The 18,103-nt window shown below is 64.4% G+C and carries 19 protein-coding genes; 9 read left to right on the plus strand and 10 right to left on the minus strand.

What is annotated here, in order from left to right:
• The first annotated feature begins 3 nt into the window (after positions 1–3).
• Positions 4–1,065 (plus strand): DUF2332 domain-containing protein, encoded by a 1,062-nt coding sequence (locus Mame_RS19285; RefSeq protein WP_018065481.1) that lies wholly within the window; start codon positions 4–6, stop codon positions 1,063–1,065.
• On the opposite strand, the gene Mame_RS19290 is transcribed toward Mame_RS19285, so the two are convergent.
• Genes Mame_RS19290 through Mame_RS19310 form a run of 5 tightly spaced genes read right to left on the minus strand, consistent with a single transcriptional unit; the run spans position 1,059 to position 6,958 of the window.
• The gene (locus tag Mame_RS19290) at positions 1,059–1,613 is read right to left on the minus strand and encodes a sarcosine oxidase subunit gamma (protein WP_018065482.1); all 555 of its coding nucleotides are present in this window, start codon (positions 1,611–1,613) and stop codon (positions 1,059–1,061) included. The genes Mame_RS19285 and Mame_RS19290 overlap by 7 nt on opposite strands.
• Positions 1,606–4,557 (minus strand): sarcosine oxidase subunit alpha, encoded by a 2,952-nt coding sequence (locus Mame_RS19295; protein ID WP_018065483.1) that lies wholly within the window; start codon positions 4,555–4,557, stop codon positions 1,606–1,608. The genes Mame_RS19290 and Mame_RS19295 overlap by 8 nt, the downstream gene beginning before the upstream one ends.
• Complete coding sequence (locus Mame_RS19300; RefSeq protein WP_018065484.1) at positions 4,554–4,859, minus strand: sarcosine oxidase subunit delta; 306 nt, start codon at positions 4,857–4,859, stop codon at positions 4,554–4,556. Before Mame_RS19300 ends, Mame_RS19295 begins: the two co-directional genes overlap by 4 nt.
• Positions 4,860–5,696 carry an alpha/beta fold hydrolase gene (locus Mame_RS19305; RefSeq protein ID WP_018065485.1) on the minus strand — a complete coding sequence of 279 codons (837 nt, stop codon included), beginning with the start codon at positions 5,694–5,696 and terminating at the stop codon, positions 4,860–4,862.
• A gap of 8 nt (positions 5,697–5,704) precedes the next feature.
• The gene (locus Mame_RS19310; protein WP_018065486.1) at positions 5,705–6,958 is read right to left on the minus strand and encodes a sarcosine oxidase subunit beta family protein; all 1,254 of its coding nucleotides are present in this window, start codon (positions 6,956–6,958) and stop codon (positions 5,705–5,707) included.
• Between the two features lie 348 nt (positions 6,959–7,306).
• Here Mame_RS19310 and rpsU point away from each other — a divergent pair, with 348 nt between their 5' ends.
• Together rpsU and Mame_RS19320 are read left to right on the plus strand one after the other, a co-directional pair.
• Complete coding sequence (rpsU, locus tag Mame_RS19315) at positions 7,307–7,519, plus strand: 30S ribosomal protein S21 (protein ID WP_026173590.1); 213 nt, start codon at positions 7,307–7,309, stop codon at positions 7,517–7,519.
• Between the two features lie 176 nt (positions 7,520–7,695).
• A complete protein-coding gene (locus Mame_RS19320) occupies positions 7,696–8,571 on the plus strand; it encodes a tetratricopeptide repeat protein (RefSeq protein ID WP_018065488.1) in 876 nt (291 codons plus the stop codon).
• Between the two features lie 17 nt (positions 8,572–8,588).
• Here the strand turns inward: Mame_RS19320 and Mame_RS19325 are convergent, their stop codons facing one another.
• Together Mame_RS19325 and Mame_RS19330 are read right to left on the minus strand one after the other, a co-directional pair.
• Positions 8,589–10,118 (minus strand): TonB family protein, encoded by a 1,530-nt coding sequence (locus Mame_RS19325; protein ID WP_018065489.1) that lies wholly within the window; start codon positions 10,116–10,118, stop codon positions 8,589–8,591.
• Between the two features lie 38 nt (positions 10,119–10,156).
• Positions 10,157–10,591 (minus strand): hypothetical protein, encoded by a 435-nt coding sequence (locus Mame_RS19330; protein WP_018065490.1) that lies wholly within the window; start codon positions 10,589–10,591, stop codon positions 10,157–10,159.
• 175 nt (positions 10,592–10,766) lie between these two features.
• Between Mame_RS19330 and hemP the strand changes: the two genes are divergently transcribed.
• The 5 genes from hemP to Mame_RS19355 are packed head-to-tail and all read left to right on the plus strand — an operon-like array spanning position 10,767 to position 14,774.
• On the plus strand, positions 10,767–10,940 hold the full coding sequence (gene hemP / locus Mame_RS19335; protein ID WP_018065491.1) for a hemin uptake protein HemP: 174 nt from the start codon (positions 10,767–10,769) through the stop codon (positions 10,938–10,940).
• Between the two features lie 2 nt (positions 10,941–10,942).
• A complete protein-coding gene (locus Mame_RS19340) occupies positions 10,943–12,013 on the plus strand; it encodes a hemin-degrading factor (protein ID WP_018065492.1) in 1,071 nt (356 codons plus the stop codon).
• Positions 12,014–12,021: 8 nt separating this feature from the next.
• The gene (locus tag Mame_RS19345) at positions 12,022–12,894 is read left to right on the plus strand and encodes a heme/hemin ABC transporter substrate-binding protein (RefSeq protein ID WP_018065493.1); all 873 of its coding nucleotides are present in this window, start codon (positions 12,022–12,024) and stop codon (positions 12,892–12,894) included.
• A 6-nt stretch (positions 12,895–12,900) separates the two neighbouring features.
• Positions 12,901–13,986 (plus strand): FecCD family ABC transporter permease, encoded by a 1,086-nt coding sequence (locus tag Mame_RS19350; RefSeq protein ID WP_018065494.1) that lies wholly within the window; start codon positions 12,901–12,903, stop codon positions 13,984–13,986.
• 2 nt (positions 13,987–13,988) lie between these two features.
• A complete protein-coding gene (locus Mame_RS19355; protein WP_018065495.1) occupies positions 13,989–14,774 on the plus strand; it encodes a heme ABC transporter ATP-binding protein in 786 nt (261 codons plus the stop codon).
• 214 nt (positions 14,775–14,988) lie between these two features.
• On the opposite strand, the gene rsmD is transcribed toward Mame_RS19355, so the two are convergent.
• Together rsmD and Mame_RS19365 are read right to left on the minus strand one after the other, a co-directional pair.
• Positions 14,989–15,546 (minus strand): 16S rRNA (guanine(966)-N(2))-methyltransferase RsmD, encoded by a 558-nt coding sequence (gene rsmD, locus Mame_RS19360; protein ID WP_018065496.1) that lies wholly within the window; start codon positions 15,544–15,546, stop codon positions 14,989–14,991.
• The gene (locus Mame_RS19365) at positions 15,527–17,098 is read right to left on the minus strand and encodes a pseudouridine synthase (protein ID WP_018065497.1); all 1,572 of its coding nucleotides are present in this window, start codon (positions 17,096–17,098) and stop codon (positions 15,527–15,529) included. The genes rsmD and Mame_RS19365 overlap by 20 nt, the downstream gene beginning before the upstream one ends.
• Positions 17,099–17,188: 90 nt before the next feature.
• Here Mame_RS19365 and Mame_RS19370 point away from each other — a divergent pair, with 90 nt between their 5' ends.
• Positions 17,189–17,623, plus strand: coding sequence for a nucleoside deaminase (locus Mame_RS19370; protein ID WP_210162252.1), 435 nt, complete (start codon positions 17,189–17,191; stop codon positions 17,621–17,623).
• Here the strand turns inward: Mame_RS19370 and Mame_RS19375 are convergent.
• A complete protein-coding gene (locus Mame_RS19375) occupies positions 17,615–18,100 on the minus strand; it encodes a GNAT family N-acetyltransferase (protein ID WP_018065499.1) in 486 nt (161 codons plus the stop codon). The two genes, Mame_RS19370 and Mame_RS19375, sit on opposite strands and share 9 nt — an antisense overlap.
• Positions 18,101–18,103 lie beyond the last annotated feature (3 nt).

Consider the following 18,103-nt stretch of genomic DNA (forward strand, 5'->3'; position numbering starts at 1 on the left):
GCGATGTCGGCGTGCCCGGCCTTCGTACTCGGTTTCGAAAGCCAGGCCGACGCCTGCGATGAACTCGGTTCGCCATTTACCGCAAGGCTCTGCAGACTGGCGGCGGAGCGGCTCTCAGGCATGGGCGGTCCCGTCCCGTCGCTGATCATGACATGGCCGGAAGACCGCATCCGCCCCGATGCGCTGGCACTGCGCTTCTGCGGCGCGCTGCACGCCCTGAAGCGACGCGGCCATGGCCCGCTTTCCGCTGTCTATCCCCCGGCAAAGATATCCGATGACGCGCTCTGGCAAGGCGTCGCAAAGGCAATGGCGGAAGAAACGTCATTCATCACGCAGCGGATGCAATCGGCCCCGCAGACCAATGAAGTTCGCCGCTCGGCCGCCCTGTTTCCGGCCTTTGCGCTGATCGCCACCCGCTTTCCCGGCAAGGACCTCGCGCTGTCCGAAATCGGCGCATCGGCCGGTCTGAACCTGATGTGGGACCGCTATGCCTACCTTCTGGGAGACCGGCATGTCCCGTCAGCCACCGGCGAAGCACCGTTCGAAATCGCGCCCGACTGGACCGGGCCGCTGCCGCCGGATGCGGCAATCACGGTCAGCGAACGCGCCGGCTGCGACCTCAACCCGCTCAACGCTTCAAACAGCGATGATTGCGAGCGGTTGCTCTCCTATATCTGGGCCGATCAGGCCGACCGGCTGGAGCGCACCGAAAAGGCTTTGGCGCTCGCCCGCGCGACCGGCGTCAGTGTTGAGAAGGCGGACGCCGTTGAATGGCTGCGGGAGCGGCTTGCGGTTTCCCGCCCGGGCAAGGTGCACATCGTCTACCACACCATAGCCTGGCAATATCTGCCGTTCGCGGCGCGCGCGGAGGGCGAGCGACTGCTGGCCGAGGCGGGCGCGCGTGCTGACGATAACGCCCCGCTCTGCCGTCTTCAGATGGAGGCCGACGAAGACAAGCAGGGCGCGGGATTGACGCTTGCGATCTGGCCCGGCGGCGAAATGTTGAAACTCGGGCGCGCCGATTTCCATGGTCGATGGATCGACTGGCGCGGCCCGGCTCAATAGGCCGCGTCCTTCGCCCCCTGATCGAGCAGTCCGAACACATAGGGTGCGAACGAGCGCCAGCATTCAACGCGGAAGGTCTGCTCTTCCTTGCGGAACAAAACAATCTCCGCCTTGCCGAGCACCGTGCGCGCGACCTTGCCGACCGGGAATCTCTCGAGCCTCAGATCGAGCGGGCAGGCCGCGTTCAGCGTTGCTGCAGCGCCCGGCCCGTCGACCATGATCGCGATATTGCGATGGGAGACATCGACCGCCGAATAGGGCCCCGCCGCCGGGCCGAGGCGGCCGGCGAGGTCATCCTCATATTCATCGATCACCAGCCACTCGTCGGGCCCGAGCCAGAAGGCGTAGCGGCCTTCGCCACCCGAAGAAGTCAGCGGCTTCACCGGCAGGTCGAGTTCCAGCATGCCGTTGAGGCCGGGGATCGCGTCTGCACCTGCCCGCAGCGACAGCCGTGTTGCCGGGCGCGCCACCACCAGCCGGGCAAGGCCCGAGCCGCCATAGGCGCCGGCAAGCGGCAGGTCGCGTTCCGCTGTGAATTGCTCAGCCATTGATGCGCGCTCCTTCGGGATCATAGAAAACGGTGTCGACCACCTCGACGGCGATGGTGCGGTCGGGCATCGGCACGTAAAGCGTCTGGTCCTTCAGCTTGTGGCCGTTCTTGACCACGGCCATGGCGATGCCGCTCTGCAGCGCCTCCGACCAGTAGGCCGAGGTGACGTGGCCGAGCATCGGCACCGGCTTGGCCGCGTTCGGATCGGCGACCACATGCGCGCCTTCCTCCAGCACCAGCCGGGGATTGTTCTTGACCATCAGGCCGACGAGTTGCTTGCGGCCCTCGGCGACGAGGTCCGGCCGCTTGAGGCCGCGCATGCCGACGAAATCCGGCTTCTTCTTCGAAACCGCCCAGCCCATGCCGACATCATAGGGCGTCACCGTGCCGTCGGTATCCTGACCGACCACGATATAGCCCTTCTCGGCGCGCAGCACATGCATCGTCTCCGTGCCATAGGCGCAGGCTCCGAAGGTCTCTGCGCGCTCGAAAACCGCTTCCCAGACCTTGAGCCCGTAATCGGCCGGCACGTTGATCTCGTAACCGAGCTCGCCGGTAAACGACACCCGGAACAGGCGCGAGGGAACGCCGCAGACCGTGCATTCGGCAAGGCTCATATGCGGGAAAGCCTCGTTGGAAATATCGACGCCTTCGACGAATGGCGCGATGATTTCCCGCGCCTTCGGCCCCTGCACCGCGATCACCGCCCATTGTTCGGTGGTGGAGGTGAGCCAGACTTTCAGATGCGGAAACTCGGTCTGGAGATAATCCTCCATCAGGTTCAGCACCCGCGGCGCGCCGCCGGTCGTCGTCGTCACGTGGAAGCGATCCTGCGCCAGCCGGCCGACGACGCCATCATCGTAGATATAGCCGTCCTCGCGCAGCATCAGGCCATAGCGGCATTTGCCGGGTTTCAGCGTCGACCAGGCATTGGAATACATAAGGTTCATGAAAGCCTCGGCATCCGGGCCGACGACCTCGATCTTGCCGAGCGTCGAGGCGTCGAACACGCCCGCCGCCGCGCGCACGGTCTGGCATTCGCGGTTGACCGCGTCATGCTTGGTCTCGCCGGCGCGCGGGAAATACCAGGCGCGCTTCCAGTTGCCGACATCCTCGAACGGCGCGCCCTGGGCTTCCGCCCAGGCATTGATCGGCGTCTTGCGCGCCGGATCGAACAGCTCGTTGCGCGAATGGTTTATCAGCGTGCCGAAGGTGACCGGCGTGAACGGCTGGCGGAAGGTGGTGAGCCCCACCTGCGGGATCGGTCGGTCCAGCATTTCAGCGGCGATCGCCAGCCCGTGCATGTTGGAGAGCTTGCCCTGGTCGGAGGCCATGCCGTTGGTGGTGAAGCGCTTGATATGCTCGATCGAGGCCATGCCCTCATGAACGGCCTGACGGATATCCTTGGCGCAGACATCATGCTGATAGTCGATGAACGCCTTGGCGTAGGGCTCCGCATCATCGCTTTCGCCGAGCATGCCGCCGGTCCAGGCGTGTTCGGTCGTGGCCGCGATCTCGGCAAAGCCGCCGCCCGCCGCCACAGCCTCCGAAACGAGGTCTGCCACGGCATCGGTTCCGTTGCAGGCGCCGACCGAGACCGCGTTCTGGGCATAGACGCTCGGCAGGAACCGCTCGTTTTCGGCATCGAAGGCAAGCTTGCCGCGCGATTGCGAAAACAGATGCACGGACGGCGTCCAGCCGGCCGACGTGATCAGAGCGTCGATATCGTAGTCGCGGGGCTTGCCGCCGCCCTTCACCCGCATCGACTTGACCCTGAGCCGGCCCTTTGTGCCTATAACCGTATGGCCGGAATGCAGCGTGATCCCGAGCGCCTTCGCCTCTTCGGCAAGACCCGGTCCGGGCTCGGGCCGGCTATCGATGATGGCCACCACCTTCACGCCCGCGCGGGCGAGATCAAAGGCCGCCTCATAGGCCGAATCATGGGCGCAGTAGACCCCGATCTTGGAGCCGACGGCGACGCCGTAATGATTGAGATAGCTGCGCGCGGCGGACGCCAGCATGATGCCCGGACGGTCATTGTCGGGGAACACCATCGGGCGTTCGATCGCGCCGGTGGCCAGCACCACCTTTTCCGCCCGCACCTGCCACAGCCGCTCGCGCGGGCCGTCGGCCTTCGCATTCGGCAGGTGGTCGGTCAGCCGTTCGCACAGGCCGAGGAAATTGTGGTTGTAGTAGCCGAAAGCCGTTGTGCGCGGCAGGTAGCGGACATTGTCCATGGCGGCGAGTTCGGCTGCCGCCGCAACCGCCCAGTCATAGCCTGGCTTGCCGTCGACCGTGGTGCCGCTCTCATATTGCAGCGCGCCGCCCGGTTCCGGTTTTTCATCGCAGATGATCACTTGCCTGCCGGTGCGCGCGGCCGAAAGCGCCGCCGTCAGCCCGGCAAGCCCCGCGCCGACCACCAGCATGTCGCAATGGACGTAGCGGCTGGCATAGCTGTCGGGGTCCTCCTCCGTCGGCGCCACGCCGAGGCCGGCAGCCTTGCGGATCGCGGGCTCGTAGAGCTTGTGCCAGGCGCTGAACGGCCACATGAAGGTCTTGTAGTAGAAGCCGGCGATCAGCATCGGCGAGACGATGTCGTTGATCGCCCCGACATCGAAGGACAGCGACGGCCAGCGGTTCTGCGAGCCCGCCTTCATGCCGTCGAACACTTCCTGCACCGGCCCGCGCACGTTGGGCTGGCGGCGGGCGCTGTCGCGGGCGATATCGAACAGCGCATTGGGCTCCTCGGAGCCCGCCGTCAGAAATCCGCGCGGACGGTGATATTTGTACGACCGGCCGACCAGATGCACGCCGTGGGCGAGCAGCGCCGAGGCCAGCGTATCGCCTTCAAGCGCCGTATAAGTCTTGCCGTCGAAGGTGAAGCGCACGGTCTTGGCAGGCGTCAGCCGGCCCTTGTCGGCAATCCGGAATGCGCCGCTCATTGGCCGTCTCCCATGCCGAGTTCGGCCGGATCGGGCTTCGGCTCGCCGGTCTTGTAGGTTTTCAGGAAGCGATCAGAAACGGTGTCGCGGGCGGCGTTGAAGAACCGGCCGCAGCCATGGGAATGACGCCAGCGCTCGAAATGCAGCCCCTTGGGATTGGTGCGCATGAAGAAATAATTGGCGAAGTCCGCGTCGGAGAGTTCGGCCATGTTTTCAGGCCGCGCGATATGCGCCTCGCCCGCGCCGGTAAATTCCAGCTCGCTGCGCGCTTCCTCGCAATAGGGACAGTAAATCAGCAACATTCAGTTTCCCTCCAGTTCGGGCAAGGCGTCGGGAATAGAGATAATCAGGTCAATGAGATCGCGCGGCGCTTCCATCTGCGGCAGGTGGCCCGCGCCCTTTAGCGGATGAAACGGCACGCCGATCCGGCCCGCCAGAAGATGGCCGCGCTCGATCGGGATCCAGGGATCGCGCTCGCCCCATATGATGGTGACCGGGCAGGCGATTTCCTTCAGTTTCTCGGCGAATTCATCGGTGAAGGCGTCGTCAGCCTGGGCAAACTGTCGATAGAAACTCTGGTGGCCTTCCGGCGTGAGCCAGGGGCTGACCAGCTCGCGCAGGTCGCTCGCATCGATCTCGTTGACCAACGCACCCTTGATATAGGCCTCGACGATTGCCGCGTGGATGTGCGGCGGCAGCGGCGCGAAGGCGTCGACGTGACGGCCGACATGGTCGAAGAATTCGGAGCCCCATGGGCTCAGCGCGACGACATTCATCAGGGTCAGGCTCGAATAGGCGACATCGTGGAGCAGATGCGCGCGCAGCGTCACCGCGCCGCCGAAATCATGGGCCAGCACATGCGGCGCGTCGAGCATCCAGTGGTCCAGCATTTCCTTGAACACCCGGCCCTGGACATCGAGCCCGGTGGCCTGTCCGGCATCCTTCGCCGAACGCCCGAAGCCCGGCATGTCGTACCAGTAAACGGTATAGGCATGCGACAGCGTCAGCAGGATGCGGTGCCAGGAAAACGACGACCACGGCCAGCCATGGGCAAGCACCAGCGGCGGCCCCTTGCCGACGCTGCCCCAGGCCACCATGCCGGCGCTGGTCTCGCATTTCCTGTTGACGTTCCAGAGCATGGCTTTTCCTAGTGCGCGACGGCGGCGGCGGCGGCTTCGTCGATCAGCCGGCCGGTGTTGTAGCGCTCGAGCGTGAGGCCGGCGGCGAGCTTATGCGGCTCGCCCTTGGCGATGAGATGGGCGAAGAGATGCGCTGAACCCGGCGTTGCCTTGAAGCCGCCCGTGCCCCACCCGCAATTGACGAACAGATTGGGTACCGGCGTCACGCTCTGGATCGGCGAACGGTCCGGGGTGTTGTCTGTGATGCCGCCCCACTGGCGCATCATCTTGACCCGGCGGAAGATCGGAAACAGCTCGCATATGGCGTCGAGCGTGTGGGTGATGATCTGAAGCCCGCCGGTCTGGGAATAGGAATTATACTGGTCGGTGCCGGCGCCGATCACAAGTTCGCCCTTGTCGGACTGGGAGATATAGGCGTGGACCGAATTCGACATCACCACGCAGGGGAAGATCGGCTTCAGCGGCTCGGACACCAGCGCCTGCAGCGGCTGGCTTTCGAGCGGCAGGCGGACATCCGCCATCGCCATCACCACCGAATTGTGACCGGAGGCGGAAACGCCGATCTTCTTCGCGCCGATGAAGCCGCGATTGGTCTCCACCCCCGTCACCGCGCCATCCGCGCCCCTGCGGATACCCTTGACCTCGCAGTTCTGGATGATGTGGACACCGCGATCCGAGGCCGCGCGGCCATAGCCCCAGACGACCGCGTCATGGCGGGCCGTGCCCGCGCGGCGCTGCAAGGCCGCACCGTTGACCGGATAACGCGCGGAGGCCGAGATATCGAGCGGCGGGCAGTATTCCTTGGCCTGAACCGGGGTCAGCCATTCATTGTCGATGCCGTAGAGCCGGTTGGCGTGAACATGGCGCTTGAACGACTGGCGGTCATGTTCGTTATGCGACAGCATCATCACGCCGCGCGGCGAGAACATGACATTGTAATTGAGATCGAGCGACAGGCCTTCCCACATCTTGAGCGAATGCTCGTAGATATCCATGCTCTCGTCATAGAGATAATTGGAGCGCACGATGGTGGTGTTGCGTCCGGTATTGCCGCCGCCGACCCAGCCCTTTTCGATCACGGCGATATTGGTAATGCCGTGTTCCTTGGCGAGGTAATAGGCAGCGCCCATGCCATGACCGCCGCCGCCGATGATGATGACGTCATATTCGCTTTTCGGCTCCGGCGAGGTCCAGTGCTTTTCCCAGCCCTTGTGGTGGCGCATGGCCTCGCGCGCGAGAGCGAAAACGGAATATTTGCGCATTATGGGGCTCCATCGGGGTTCGCCGGGTCGTTGCGACTATACCAATCGCAAATCGGAATACGAGGCAACGTCCTTTTTGCGACGCTTTTTCGATCCGCCTTCGACATCGTGATTTCCGGGGCGTCGTCTTTCAAAAAGGATTGCCTTTGGCGGCGAATCCTGTCAATCGGAGCCCGGATTTTTCGCCACACCGGTCCTTGTCTTGCGGTAAGGACTGGACTTATCGCCCGCGATCTGTTAATCGCGACGCCAGATATGGGCGGATTGTACCGCCTGAAGACCAATCAATGCCTGAACGTGCAAGTATTTGCCAGGCTCAGACACCAACGATTAAGGAACGGGATACACGTGCAAGTACTTGTCCGCGACAACAATGTTGACCAGGCCCTCCGCGCTCTGAAGAAGAAAATGCAGCGCGAAGGCATCTTCCGCGAAATGAAGATGCGCGACCATTACGAAAAGCCCTCGCAGAAGCGTGCGCGCGAAAAGGCAGAAGCCATCCGCCGCGTTCGCAAGCTGGCTCGCAAGCGCGCTGTTCGCGAAGGTCTGGTTTCTCGCTGATTGTCGCTTTTTCAGCACATTGATGCGTTCTTAGGGCGGGAGCACATGTTCCCGCCTTTTTATTTGGCAGAATTTTAACCTCGATCATGTAGATTGTGCGGAGCCTCTTTCGAAACCGGAGGGGGAACAAAAACTTCCCGCCGGCTGTTGTCGCAAAAGGCATGCAATTATTGGGGATGGATATGACGAAGATCACCAGCGCGCTTTCGGGCGGCTCGTTCATGGCAGCAAACGGCAGCGCCGTCAGGAATATAATCCTGGCGGGCACACTTGCCCTTCTCGCCGGTTGCCAGACCAGCCAGGTCATGAACCAGAACGTGGTCTCCATCGATGCCGCCCAGGGTTCCGAGCAGAACATCGCCTCGCTTTCGAGCGTGATCGCCGCCAACCCCAATGATCCCGGCGCCTACAATGTGCGCGGCGCGGCCTATGGCCGGGCCGGCGACGACCGCCGGGCGATCGAGGATTTCAACCAGGCGATCGCGCTCAATCCGAACTACTATCAGGCCTATGCCAACCGGGCGCTGATCGAGCGCAGCATGGGCCGGCAGATGGACGCGCTGAACGATTACAATCGCGCGATCCAGATCAACAGCAGCTATGATGTCGCCTATATCGGTCGCGGCAATCTCTACAGCGAATCGGGCCAGCTCGACGACGCGTTCAACGATTACACCCGCGCCATCCAGCTCAACACCACGGATCCGCGCGCCTACCACAGTCGCGGCCTGATCTACCAGAAGCGCGGACAGCAGGAACTGGCGATCACCGATTTTTCCAAGGCGATCTCGCTGTCGCCGAAATCGCCGCAGCCCTATAATGGCCGCGGCGTCTCCTATCTTGCGCTGAACGACGACCAGAACGCCCGCGCCGATTTCGACAAGGCGCTGGCGCTGGATCAATCCGTCGCCGAAAGCTGGGCCAATATCGGCCTGGTGTTCGAACGCCAGGGCGATTTCACCAAGGCTGCGTCCTATTATCAGAAGGCCAAGCAGCTCGATCCCAATTATCTGCCGGCCATCCAGGGCCTTCAGCGCACAATTGGTTCTTAAGCGAGCAACCGTCCACTTCAGCGACCGAGATTGAGCTGAATCGGCAGGGAGAAATTGTGGCTTGCGCCGCGATAGCTGGCCGGGAACGCGCCGAAGGGACCGGCCGCGCGGGCGCGCTGCAACACGATCGCATCGACCTTGCCATTGCCCGATGATCTTGCCAGCGACAGTCCGGCGATGGCGCCCGAACGGTTCAATCGCACATTGACGACAACGGTCGACTGCAGTTTTCCAACGCCGCGATAATAGCGTTCGGAGGCCACGGAGCGGCGCAGCTTGGCCCTGAGCCTGCCGGCATAATTGGCCATCTCGGCCTCGCCGTTTCCGCTGTTGCCGGCCCGCGCCTCGGCCGCCTGGCTCGCGCCACTGTTTGCCGTCCCCGAAGCCACGCCCTTGCGCGCATCGCGGTTGGACTGGCCGGAGGAGCCGGCCGAAGACCGCTTCACCACCTGCCGCTGTTCAACCGGTTTCGGCTTGGCGCGCTCCTCGGCCTTGCGCGCGGCCACCTGATCCTCGGGCAATGGCTCCGTCTTCCATGGCGAGGGTGCGGGCACGGGCGCATCGATATCGTAGGCCAGCTCCGGATCGTCTTCCTGCGCCTTGATCGTCTCGACCGGCTCGGTCTGCGCCATCATCGGCTCAGCGGTTTCGGCCGGCGGGTTGACCGGCGTCTCCTGCGGCGGCAGCGCTTCGGTGACAACGGGCGCGGATGCGGGGATTTCAGCAGGCGAGACGGCCTGCTCGACAACCGGCGGCGCCGGAGGAACCGTTGAAGGCGCAAGCGCCGTGGTTGGCGCTGCGGCAAGCACCGTCGGCTGGCTCGGCTGGGCGACGACCTGTTCGGCGGTCACCGGCGCGGCGGTTTCGGTCTGCGGCGGCGCCAGCGCCTCGGCCGGCGTGGGCGCCGCCTGTTCAACGGGCGCCGGCGGCTGAGGTTGAAGGGGTTCGACTGCGGTGGTCTCCAGCGGCTCGGCCTCGACCGCCGTCGCGGTTTCCACCGGCACCGGTTCGGCTTCGACCATGGCCGGCTCCGCGCCGCTTGCGGCCGCGTCAACATCGCCGTTGCCGACCATGATCACGCTGACGACGGTGCTGCCCTCTTCTTGAGGTGCTTCCGGCAGAACGCGCGCGACATGGAGGGCGAAAGCGAAGGCGGCGGAATGGAGCAGCAGCGAGACCAGCGTCGCCGCCGAAATGCGCTTGCCGGCGCGCGCGCTGCCCCTGTCGAGAAACCCCGTCTGCGGGACAACGCCGAGTTCGGCATCCTCCTGCGGCAATTCTACGGCATCGGTCTCGCCATCCCCGTCGCCGGGCTCCGTTTTACGGGCGGACCTGGCCGCGCTCGCCGCCGCCTTCAGCTCGAACACCACCTTATCAAGGTCGACGGACGACGCAGGCGCAACGCCGATTTCGGGGGCGATTTCGGGCGCTGCCGCGCCATAGGGGCTGCTATCCCGCACGACGGCATCGTCGAGCGCGTCATCATCGAGACGCTCGCGCATGCCGCCCGGCAAGCCCCTCGCAAACATGGCCTGGTCATTCATCATTGGGAGCTGTTGTCCACTCAATTACGGTCTGGCCGGTTTCAGCCGTCGAAGGGAATACCCGCCTTCGAACCGGTTTGAAGCGCGCCCATGCAATCCACGCCCTCGGCATCGCAGACCTTGATATCGTTCAAAAGCAACCCGCCAAGCGCGTCACAGCTTTCGCCGGGCAGTTCGAACTGGCGCACGCGCTTCTTGCCGGCCGGAAGGGTCAGGAAATCGAGCATGGTCAGCCTGTCGACGACGCCCTCACTGTCGAACAGCGCGACCTCTGCCTGAAGGCTTTCAATTGTCTCGGGCAGATCGTTTTCCACCAGGAATGTCAGCTTGCAGCCATTGTCGGTGCTCTCGAGCGTATTCAGCGAAATCGAAAGCCCGGTCGGTTCGCTCGCCGGCGCTTCACTGGCCGCTTCCTGCGCCAGTACGGGCTGTGAAAGGGCGAAAACGAGGGCGGTTGCGCAAATCGATAATCTCATCGTCAGGAATCTCCGGAAGTTGAAAAGGCCCTCAGGGGCATATCGCGATCGGCCACAATCCTATCCCTCAACAGGCAAAACGTCTATTGCGTGGATAGACAAAGGTGATTAATAGAGTCAACTTATAAAACATGATTTTCAGAATCAAGTATATACGGACGCAGGCAGCTTACCAATGAATCACGACAAGGAACCAGCAAAGACCGGCACGAAAGCCGGAGCGCGCGGCTTGCCGGTTCTGGAAAGCGAGACGCTCTTTCAGGGACGGAACGAGATCGTCATCCGCCATCAGGGCGCCGAGTACCGCATGAAGATCACCCGCCAAGGCAAACTCATTCTGAACAAGTAGGCATGAAAGACATGACTGAGACGACACCGGAACAGATCCGCGAATTCCGCAGCCAGAACCCGAAAATGCGCGAGCGCGATATCGCAGCCCGACTCAATATCAGCGAGGCGGCGCTGGTGGCGGCCGAAGTCGGCCTGACCGCGACCCGGATCGCGCCGGAGCCGTCCCACCTTCTTGACCACGCCGAAAGCTTCGGTGAAATCATGGCGCTGTCACGCAACGAGAGCGCCGTCCACGAGAAAATCGGCGTCTTCGAGAATATCAAAAACGGCAAGAACGCCGCGATCGTGCTCGGCGAGAACATCGATCTGCGAATTTTCCCGAGCCGCTGGGCCCACGCCTTCGCCGTGACCAAGACCGATGACAACGGCGCGGAAAAACTGAGCCTGCAATATTTCGACATGACGGGCACGGCGGTGTTCAAACTGCACCTGCGCCCCGCCTCCAATGTCGAGGCCTATCGCGATTTCGTCGAGAAATACCGGCTGGAAGACCAGAGCCAGACCGTCCTGACCGAGGCCTTCGCGCCCCATGACGCAGATCACGCCCGCGATGCCAATGCCGTCGATGTCGAGCTTCTGCGCGACCGCTGGACGGCGCTTACCGATACCCACCAGTTCTTCGGCATGCTGAACGACCTGAAGGTCCACCGCCAGACCGCGATCGCGACCGTGGGCGACGATTATGCCTACCGCCTTGCCGATGACGCCGTCGCGACCATGTTCCATGCCGCGGCCGAGACGCCGGACCTGCCGCTGATGGTGTTCGTCGCAAACAACGGCATCGTGCAGATCCATTCCGGCCCGGTGTCCAATGTCGTCGAGATGGGACCGTGGATCAACGTGATGGACCCGACCTTCCACCTGCATCTGCGCCGCGACCAGATCGCCGAGACCTGGCTGGTGCGCAAGCCCACCAGCGACGGTCATGTCACATCGATCGAAGCTTTCAACGCGAACGGCGAACTGATCATTCAGTTCTTCGGCAAGCGTCTGGAAGGCTATGCCGAGCGTCCCGTCTGGCGCGCGCTTGCCGAGAGCCTGCCGCGCCATGCGCAAACGGCAGCAGCGTGAGGATACCGATGACCGGACATTTTCTGAACCGCCCCCTCGCCGCCCTCCTGCTTCTCGCCGGGGCCACAACCGTCGGCGCGACCGAGCCACTTGCCGATCCCTCCCGCATCGTCACCATCGGCGGTTCGGTGACGGAGATCGTCTATGCGCTCGGCGCAGGCGACCAGATCGTCGGCCGCGACACCACCAGTACCTACCCGCCCGAAGCCGCGGCCAAGCCCGATATCGGCTATATGCGCCAACTTTCGCCGGAAGGCGTGCTGTCGATCAATCCGAGCGCCATCATCACCATCGAGGGCGCGGGACCGCCGCAAACGATGGATGTGCTGAAACAGGCGGAGGTCGAAATGGCGGTGGTGCCGGAGGATTACAGCCGCGACGGCATCATCGAGAAGGTCGAGATGGTGGGCGCGCTGATCGGCAGACAGGCCGAGGCGGAAGCGCTGGCCGACGACATCAAGGAAAGACTCGATCCACTTCTGGCGGCAAACGAGGCCCGGCCCGAAGAGGAGCGCAAGAGCGCGCTGTTCATCCTCAGCCTCAATGGCGGCAAGGTCATGGCGTCGGGCACCGGCACGGCCGCCAACGGCATGATCGAGGCCGCCGGTCTGGAGAACGCCGTCGGCGATTTTCCGGGCTACAAGGCGCTTTCCGACGAGGCGATCATCAAGGCCGCGCCGGATGTCATCATCCTGATGGACGAGAGCGCCGGCAGCCGCGCGCCGACCAATGACGACATTGCCGCCAACCCGGCCCTGTCGCTGACGCCGGCCGGCGAGGCCATGGCGATCTACCGGATCGATCCGGTCGGCATGCTGAATTTCGGCCCGCGCTTTGCCGAAAACCTCGCTGCGCTGACAACCGAGATCTACGGAGACTGAGCGGCGATGACGGTGATCGAAGCCTTGTCGGGCGCGCGCTGGCGCGATAGCGGAGACCGCTCCGATCTCGCTGTGGTCATGATCGCGGCGCTCGTCGTCGTCTCCGGGCTGGCGATCCTGATCTCGGTCGCCAACGGGGCCTCGGATGCCTCGCTCTTCGATGTCGCGAAAGCAATCGTCACGGGCGATAGCGCGTCGCTTGCGGCGCGCGACCGGATCATCATCTTCGATATCCGGCTGCCACGCGCGATCATGGGCTTTCTGGTGGGCGCATCGCTTGCCGTCTGCGGCGCGGCGATGCAGGGTCTGTTCCGCAATCCGCTGGCCGACCCCGGCCTTGTCGGGGTTTCGGCGGGCGCAGGGCTTGGCGCGGTGATTATGATTGTGCTCGGCGGCACCATCGCCGCACCCGTCTATGGCCTGCTCGGCTTCTATGCCCTGCCCGCCGCCGCCTTTCTCGGCGGGCTCGTCACCACGCTTCTGCTCTACCGGATTTCCACCAGCCACGGCCAGACCTCGGTCGCCACCATGTTGCTGGCCGGCATCGCGCTGTCCGCGCTGGCGGGCGCTGCCACCGGGTTTCTGGTCTATCTCGCCAACGACCAGCAATTGCGCGACCTCACCTTCTGGTCGATGGGCTCGCTTGCCGGCGCGACATGGACCAAGCTTGCGGCGATCAGCCCGATCATGCTGGCGGCCTTCGCCGTGCTTCCGTTCATGGCCAAGGGGCTGAACGCGATCACGCTCGGCGAGGCCACGGCCTATCACATCGGCATCCCGGTGCAGCGGCTGAAGAATATCACCATCATCGCCGTTGCCGCCGCCACCGGCGCGGGCGTCGCGGTCTCGGGCGGGATCGGCTTCGTCGGCATCGTCGTGCCGCATCTACTGCGGCTCGTCATCGGCCCCGACCACCGCTATCTGCTGCCGGCCTCGGCGCTGCTTGGCGGCGCGCTGCTTGTGCTCGCCGATCTGTTCGCCCGCACGGTCGTCGCCCCCGCGGAACTGCCGATCGGCATCATCACGGCGATTGCCGGCGGACCGTTCTTCCTGTGGATCCTCCTCAAAAACCGCTCGCGGCTCAATTTGTAATCATGATCGAAATCCGGAATATGAGCGTCACGCTTTCAGGCCGCGCGGTTTTGAAAGACGTCGCGCTGCAAGCCATCCCCGGCGCGCTCACCGCAATCTGCGGCCCGAACGGCTGCGGCAAGACGACAACGCTGAAGGTAATCGCCGGCGACCTCGCACCCGATCAGGGCGTGGTCGAGATCAATGGCGAGGCGGTGGCTGGGCTTCCGCCCTGGCGACTGGCGCAGATGCGCGGCGTGCTGCCGCAATCCTCCAACCTCGCCTTCCCCTTCACCGTCGCCGAGGTGCTGCGCATGGGGCTTTCGGGCCGCGCCCACCGCGCCGACGATCGCGCGACCATGACGAAGGCGCTCAGCGCCGTCGACCTCCACGGCTTCGAGGGCCGCTTCTATCAGGAACTTTCGGGCGGCGAGCAGCAGCGCGCCCAGCTTGCCCGGGTGCTGTGCCAGATCGAGGCGCCGGTCGCCCACGGCAAGCCGCGCTGGCTGCTTCTGGACGAGCCGGTGGCAAGCCTCGACATCCTGCACCAGCTTGCGATCATGCGGCTGGCGCGCGATTTCTGCCGCGCCGGAGGCGGGGTGATCGCGATCATGCACGACCTCAACCTGACGGCGCTGTTTGCCGATCACGTGGTGCTGATGCGCGAGGGACGGGTGATCGCGGCGGGCAGTCCGAAGGACACCATCACCGACGACAATCTCCACGCCGTGTTCGCCACAAGGCTATCCGTCAGCCAGAAGCCGAAGGACGACACGCCGTTCGTACTTCCGCATTCGGCTGCACAATAGGAATACAATCCTTGCGGGCACTCTCCCCATATTCTCTCTCGCTGGTGGGAGAGATGCCCTGAAAAGGGGCAGTGAGGGTGGTGTAGCATCTCAAATCGTGAGGGCGTTCGCGGTGATGGTCTCCCCCCTCACTGTCGCTTTCGCGACATCTCTCCCCTCCGGGGCGAGAAGATTGGGGGGCTTTGCGGAGAGGCTAGCCGATCACGGAAATAATTCAGGCGCGATACCGGTAGAAATGCATGCGGGTGTCGCCGAATTCGCGGGTCTCCAGCGGGACGTAGCAGGCGGCAAGCGCCGGCTCGACATCCGCGCGCTCTTCCAAGATCGCCAGCGCCCCGGGCTTCAGCCAGCCGCCATCATGGGCGGCGGCCATCGCCTTTTCGCCAAGCCCCTTGCCATAGGGCGGATCGGCGAACAGGAAATCATAGGGCTCTATCCGGTTGGCGGGGCCGAGACGCGTGGCGTCGCGGCGCATGATCCGGGTGCGGCCGGCAAGGCCAAGAGCCTCGATATTGGACCATAAAAGCCCCCTGCCCTCGACGCTGTTTTCAACGAACAGCACCGCCTTGACGCCACGCGAGAGCGCCTCGAGCCCCATCGCGCCGGTGCCCGCGAACAGATCGATCATCCGCGCGCCTTCAAGCGCCTCCGGATAGGCATGACTCAGAATATTGAACAGGCTTTCGCGGGTGCGGTCGGTCGTCGGCCGGATGTCGAAGGACTTCGGCGTGGCGAGCGCGCGCCCGCGAAACTCACCGCCGACGATCCGCATTGCCCTTCGGCCCCCTGCCCGGACCGCCCTCACGTGAACCGCCGGAGCGCGGCCTGTCGCCGCCCGGACGCTTGCCGCCTTCGGGGCGTCCGCCGCGCTTCTCGCCGGCAGGACGTTCGCCGCGTGGCGCTGCACCTTCCCGCTTCGGCCCATCGAAACGCTTGCCGCCTTCCGGCCGGCCCTCGCCACTGGCCGGACGGCCCTCGCCGCGCGGCCGCTTGGGGCCGTCGAAACGCCGCGCCTCGCCGGTATCTTCGGCACCGGCCTCACGCGGCTTGCGCGGTCCCCTGTTCGCCGGCTTGCCTGCCGGTTTGGCGAACGGCTTGCCCCGGCCGCCGGCCGGTCCGCGTGCGCGCGGCGCATCGCCATCGGCAGCGCTTGCGCGGCGACCATCGCGCCGCGCGTCACGGCGGGCATCTTCCTTGGCCTTGTCCTCGGCCTTCTTCTTGGCCTTGGGGCCAAGCGGACGGGCGCCCGGCGCCATCCAGACATTGGCGGCGCGATTGCGGGTCACGATATCCTTGAACGGCTTTTCGTCGTCGCCCTTGCGCTTGGTGTCGAGCCGATCGCGGCCGCGTTCGGCCCGCTCGCCGCGGTCGAGCTTGTCGGGACGGCGCTTGCCCGGCTCCGCCCGCTTGCCGGGCTCCGGCTTCCAGTTACCGCCGGATTTCGGGGCCTCGCTCTCCGCCTGCTTGTCATTGTAGATCGGCGCGTCGAAATTGGCGCCGGCCTCCTCGATCAGACGCGGGCCAAGCTGGTCGCGCAGCGTGCGGCCGCGCACTTCCATCACAGCGCCCTCGGCAATCTCGCCGAGCTGGAACGGTCCATAGGAGATGCGGATCAGGCGGCCGACCTCGAGCCCGAGCGCGCCGAGCACGTTCTTGATCTCGCGGTTCTTGCCCTCGCGAAGCCCCATGGTGATCCACACATTGGAGCCCTGCACCCGGTCGAGCGTGGCATCGATCGCGCCGTAGAGCACGCCGTCGACGGCAATGCCATCCTTGAGCTTGTCGAGATCCGCCTGTTCGATCTTGCCGTGGGCGCGCACGCGGTAACGGCGCAGCCAGCCGGTGGCCGGCAGTTCCAGCACCCGCGCAAGGCCGCCGTCATTGGTGAGTAGCAGCAGACCCTCGGTATTGATGTCCAGACGCCCGATCGAGATCACCCGGGGCAATTCGGCCGGCAGGTTGTCGAACACGGTCGGGCGGCCCTCGGGGTCGGAATTGGTGGTCACGAGGCCGGCGGGCTTGTGGTAGATCCACAGCCTGGTGCGCTCGATGCCGCGGATTTCTTCGCCATCGACCTCGATCTTGTCTTCGAGCGTGACATTGTGGGCGGGGGTGTCCAGCAGCTTGCCGTTGACCTTCACCCTTCCGTCGAGGATCATCCGCTCGGCATCGCGCCTGGAGGCGACGCCAGCGCGCGCGAGGATCTTGGATATCCGCTCGCCCTGCTTTTCCTCGCCGGCAGCGGCGGGCGCTTCAGCCTTGCGCGGCGGCTTGCCGCCGGCAGGTTTGTTGCCGCGTTTGGGAAACTTGTCTTTTTCGGTCATTGTGCTTTGCCTGTTTGTCCCGATCCTCTATCAGGTCGGGTCAAAGCCGTTAAGAGGAAAGTTACGATAATGCCCGTCGGCAATGATTTCATGGGATTGGCGCTCACCGAGGCCGAAGCGGCGGCAGCGCGCGGCGAGGTGCCGATCGGCGCGGTCGTCGTCATCGATGGCACGGTCATCGCCAGCGCCGGCAACCGCACCCGGGAGATGGCCGACCCCACGGCCCATGCCGAAATCCTGGCACTGCGCGAAGCCTGTCGCAAGCTCGGCTCCGAACGCTTGCCCGGCGCGCATCTCTACGTCACGCTGGAGCCCTGCGCCATGTGCGCTGCGGCGATTTCCTTTGCCAGGGTCGAGCGGCTTTACTATGGCGCGGCCGATCCGAAGGGCGGCGGGGTCGATCATGGCGGCCGGTTTTACGACCAGCCGACCTGCCACCACCGGCCCGATGTCTATTCCGGTTTTTCCGAAAGCCGCTCCGCCGAACTTCTGCGGAGCTTCTTCAGCGAAAAGCGCTCAGACTGAACCGTCGGCGACCTTGCGCAAGGTCTCGCCTTCCAGCCGGTAGCGGATCCATTCGTCCTGCGGCTTGCCGCCGATGCCGTCATAAACGCGGATCGCGCCCTCGTTCCAGTCGAGCACGCTCCATTCCATCCGGCCGCAGTTCCTGGCGACGCCGATCTCCGCGACCGCCTGCATCAGCGCCCGGCCGAGGCCCGCGCCGCGATGATCGGGCGTCACATAAAGGTCTTCCAGATAGATGCCGTTTCGGCCCTGCCAGGTGGAGAAGCTGAAATAGTAGACCGCGAAACCGACGGGCTCGCCATCGACTTCGGCAATCAAAGCGCCGGTCACCGAGCCCGCGCCGAAAATCGCCTCTGCAAGCCCTTCCTCGCTGGTTTCGACCTGATCGCGCGCTTTCTCGAACGCCGCTAGCTCGCAAACAAAACGATAAATTGCACCGGCGTCGCTCCGCGTCGCCGGCCGGATGGTGTAACCCATGGC

This window comes from Martelella mediterranea DSM 17316 (genome assembly GCF_002043005.1).
Taxonomy (GTDB): domain Bacteria; phylum Pseudomonadota; class Alphaproteobacteria; order Rhizobiales; family Rhizobiaceae; genus Martelella; species Martelella mediterranea.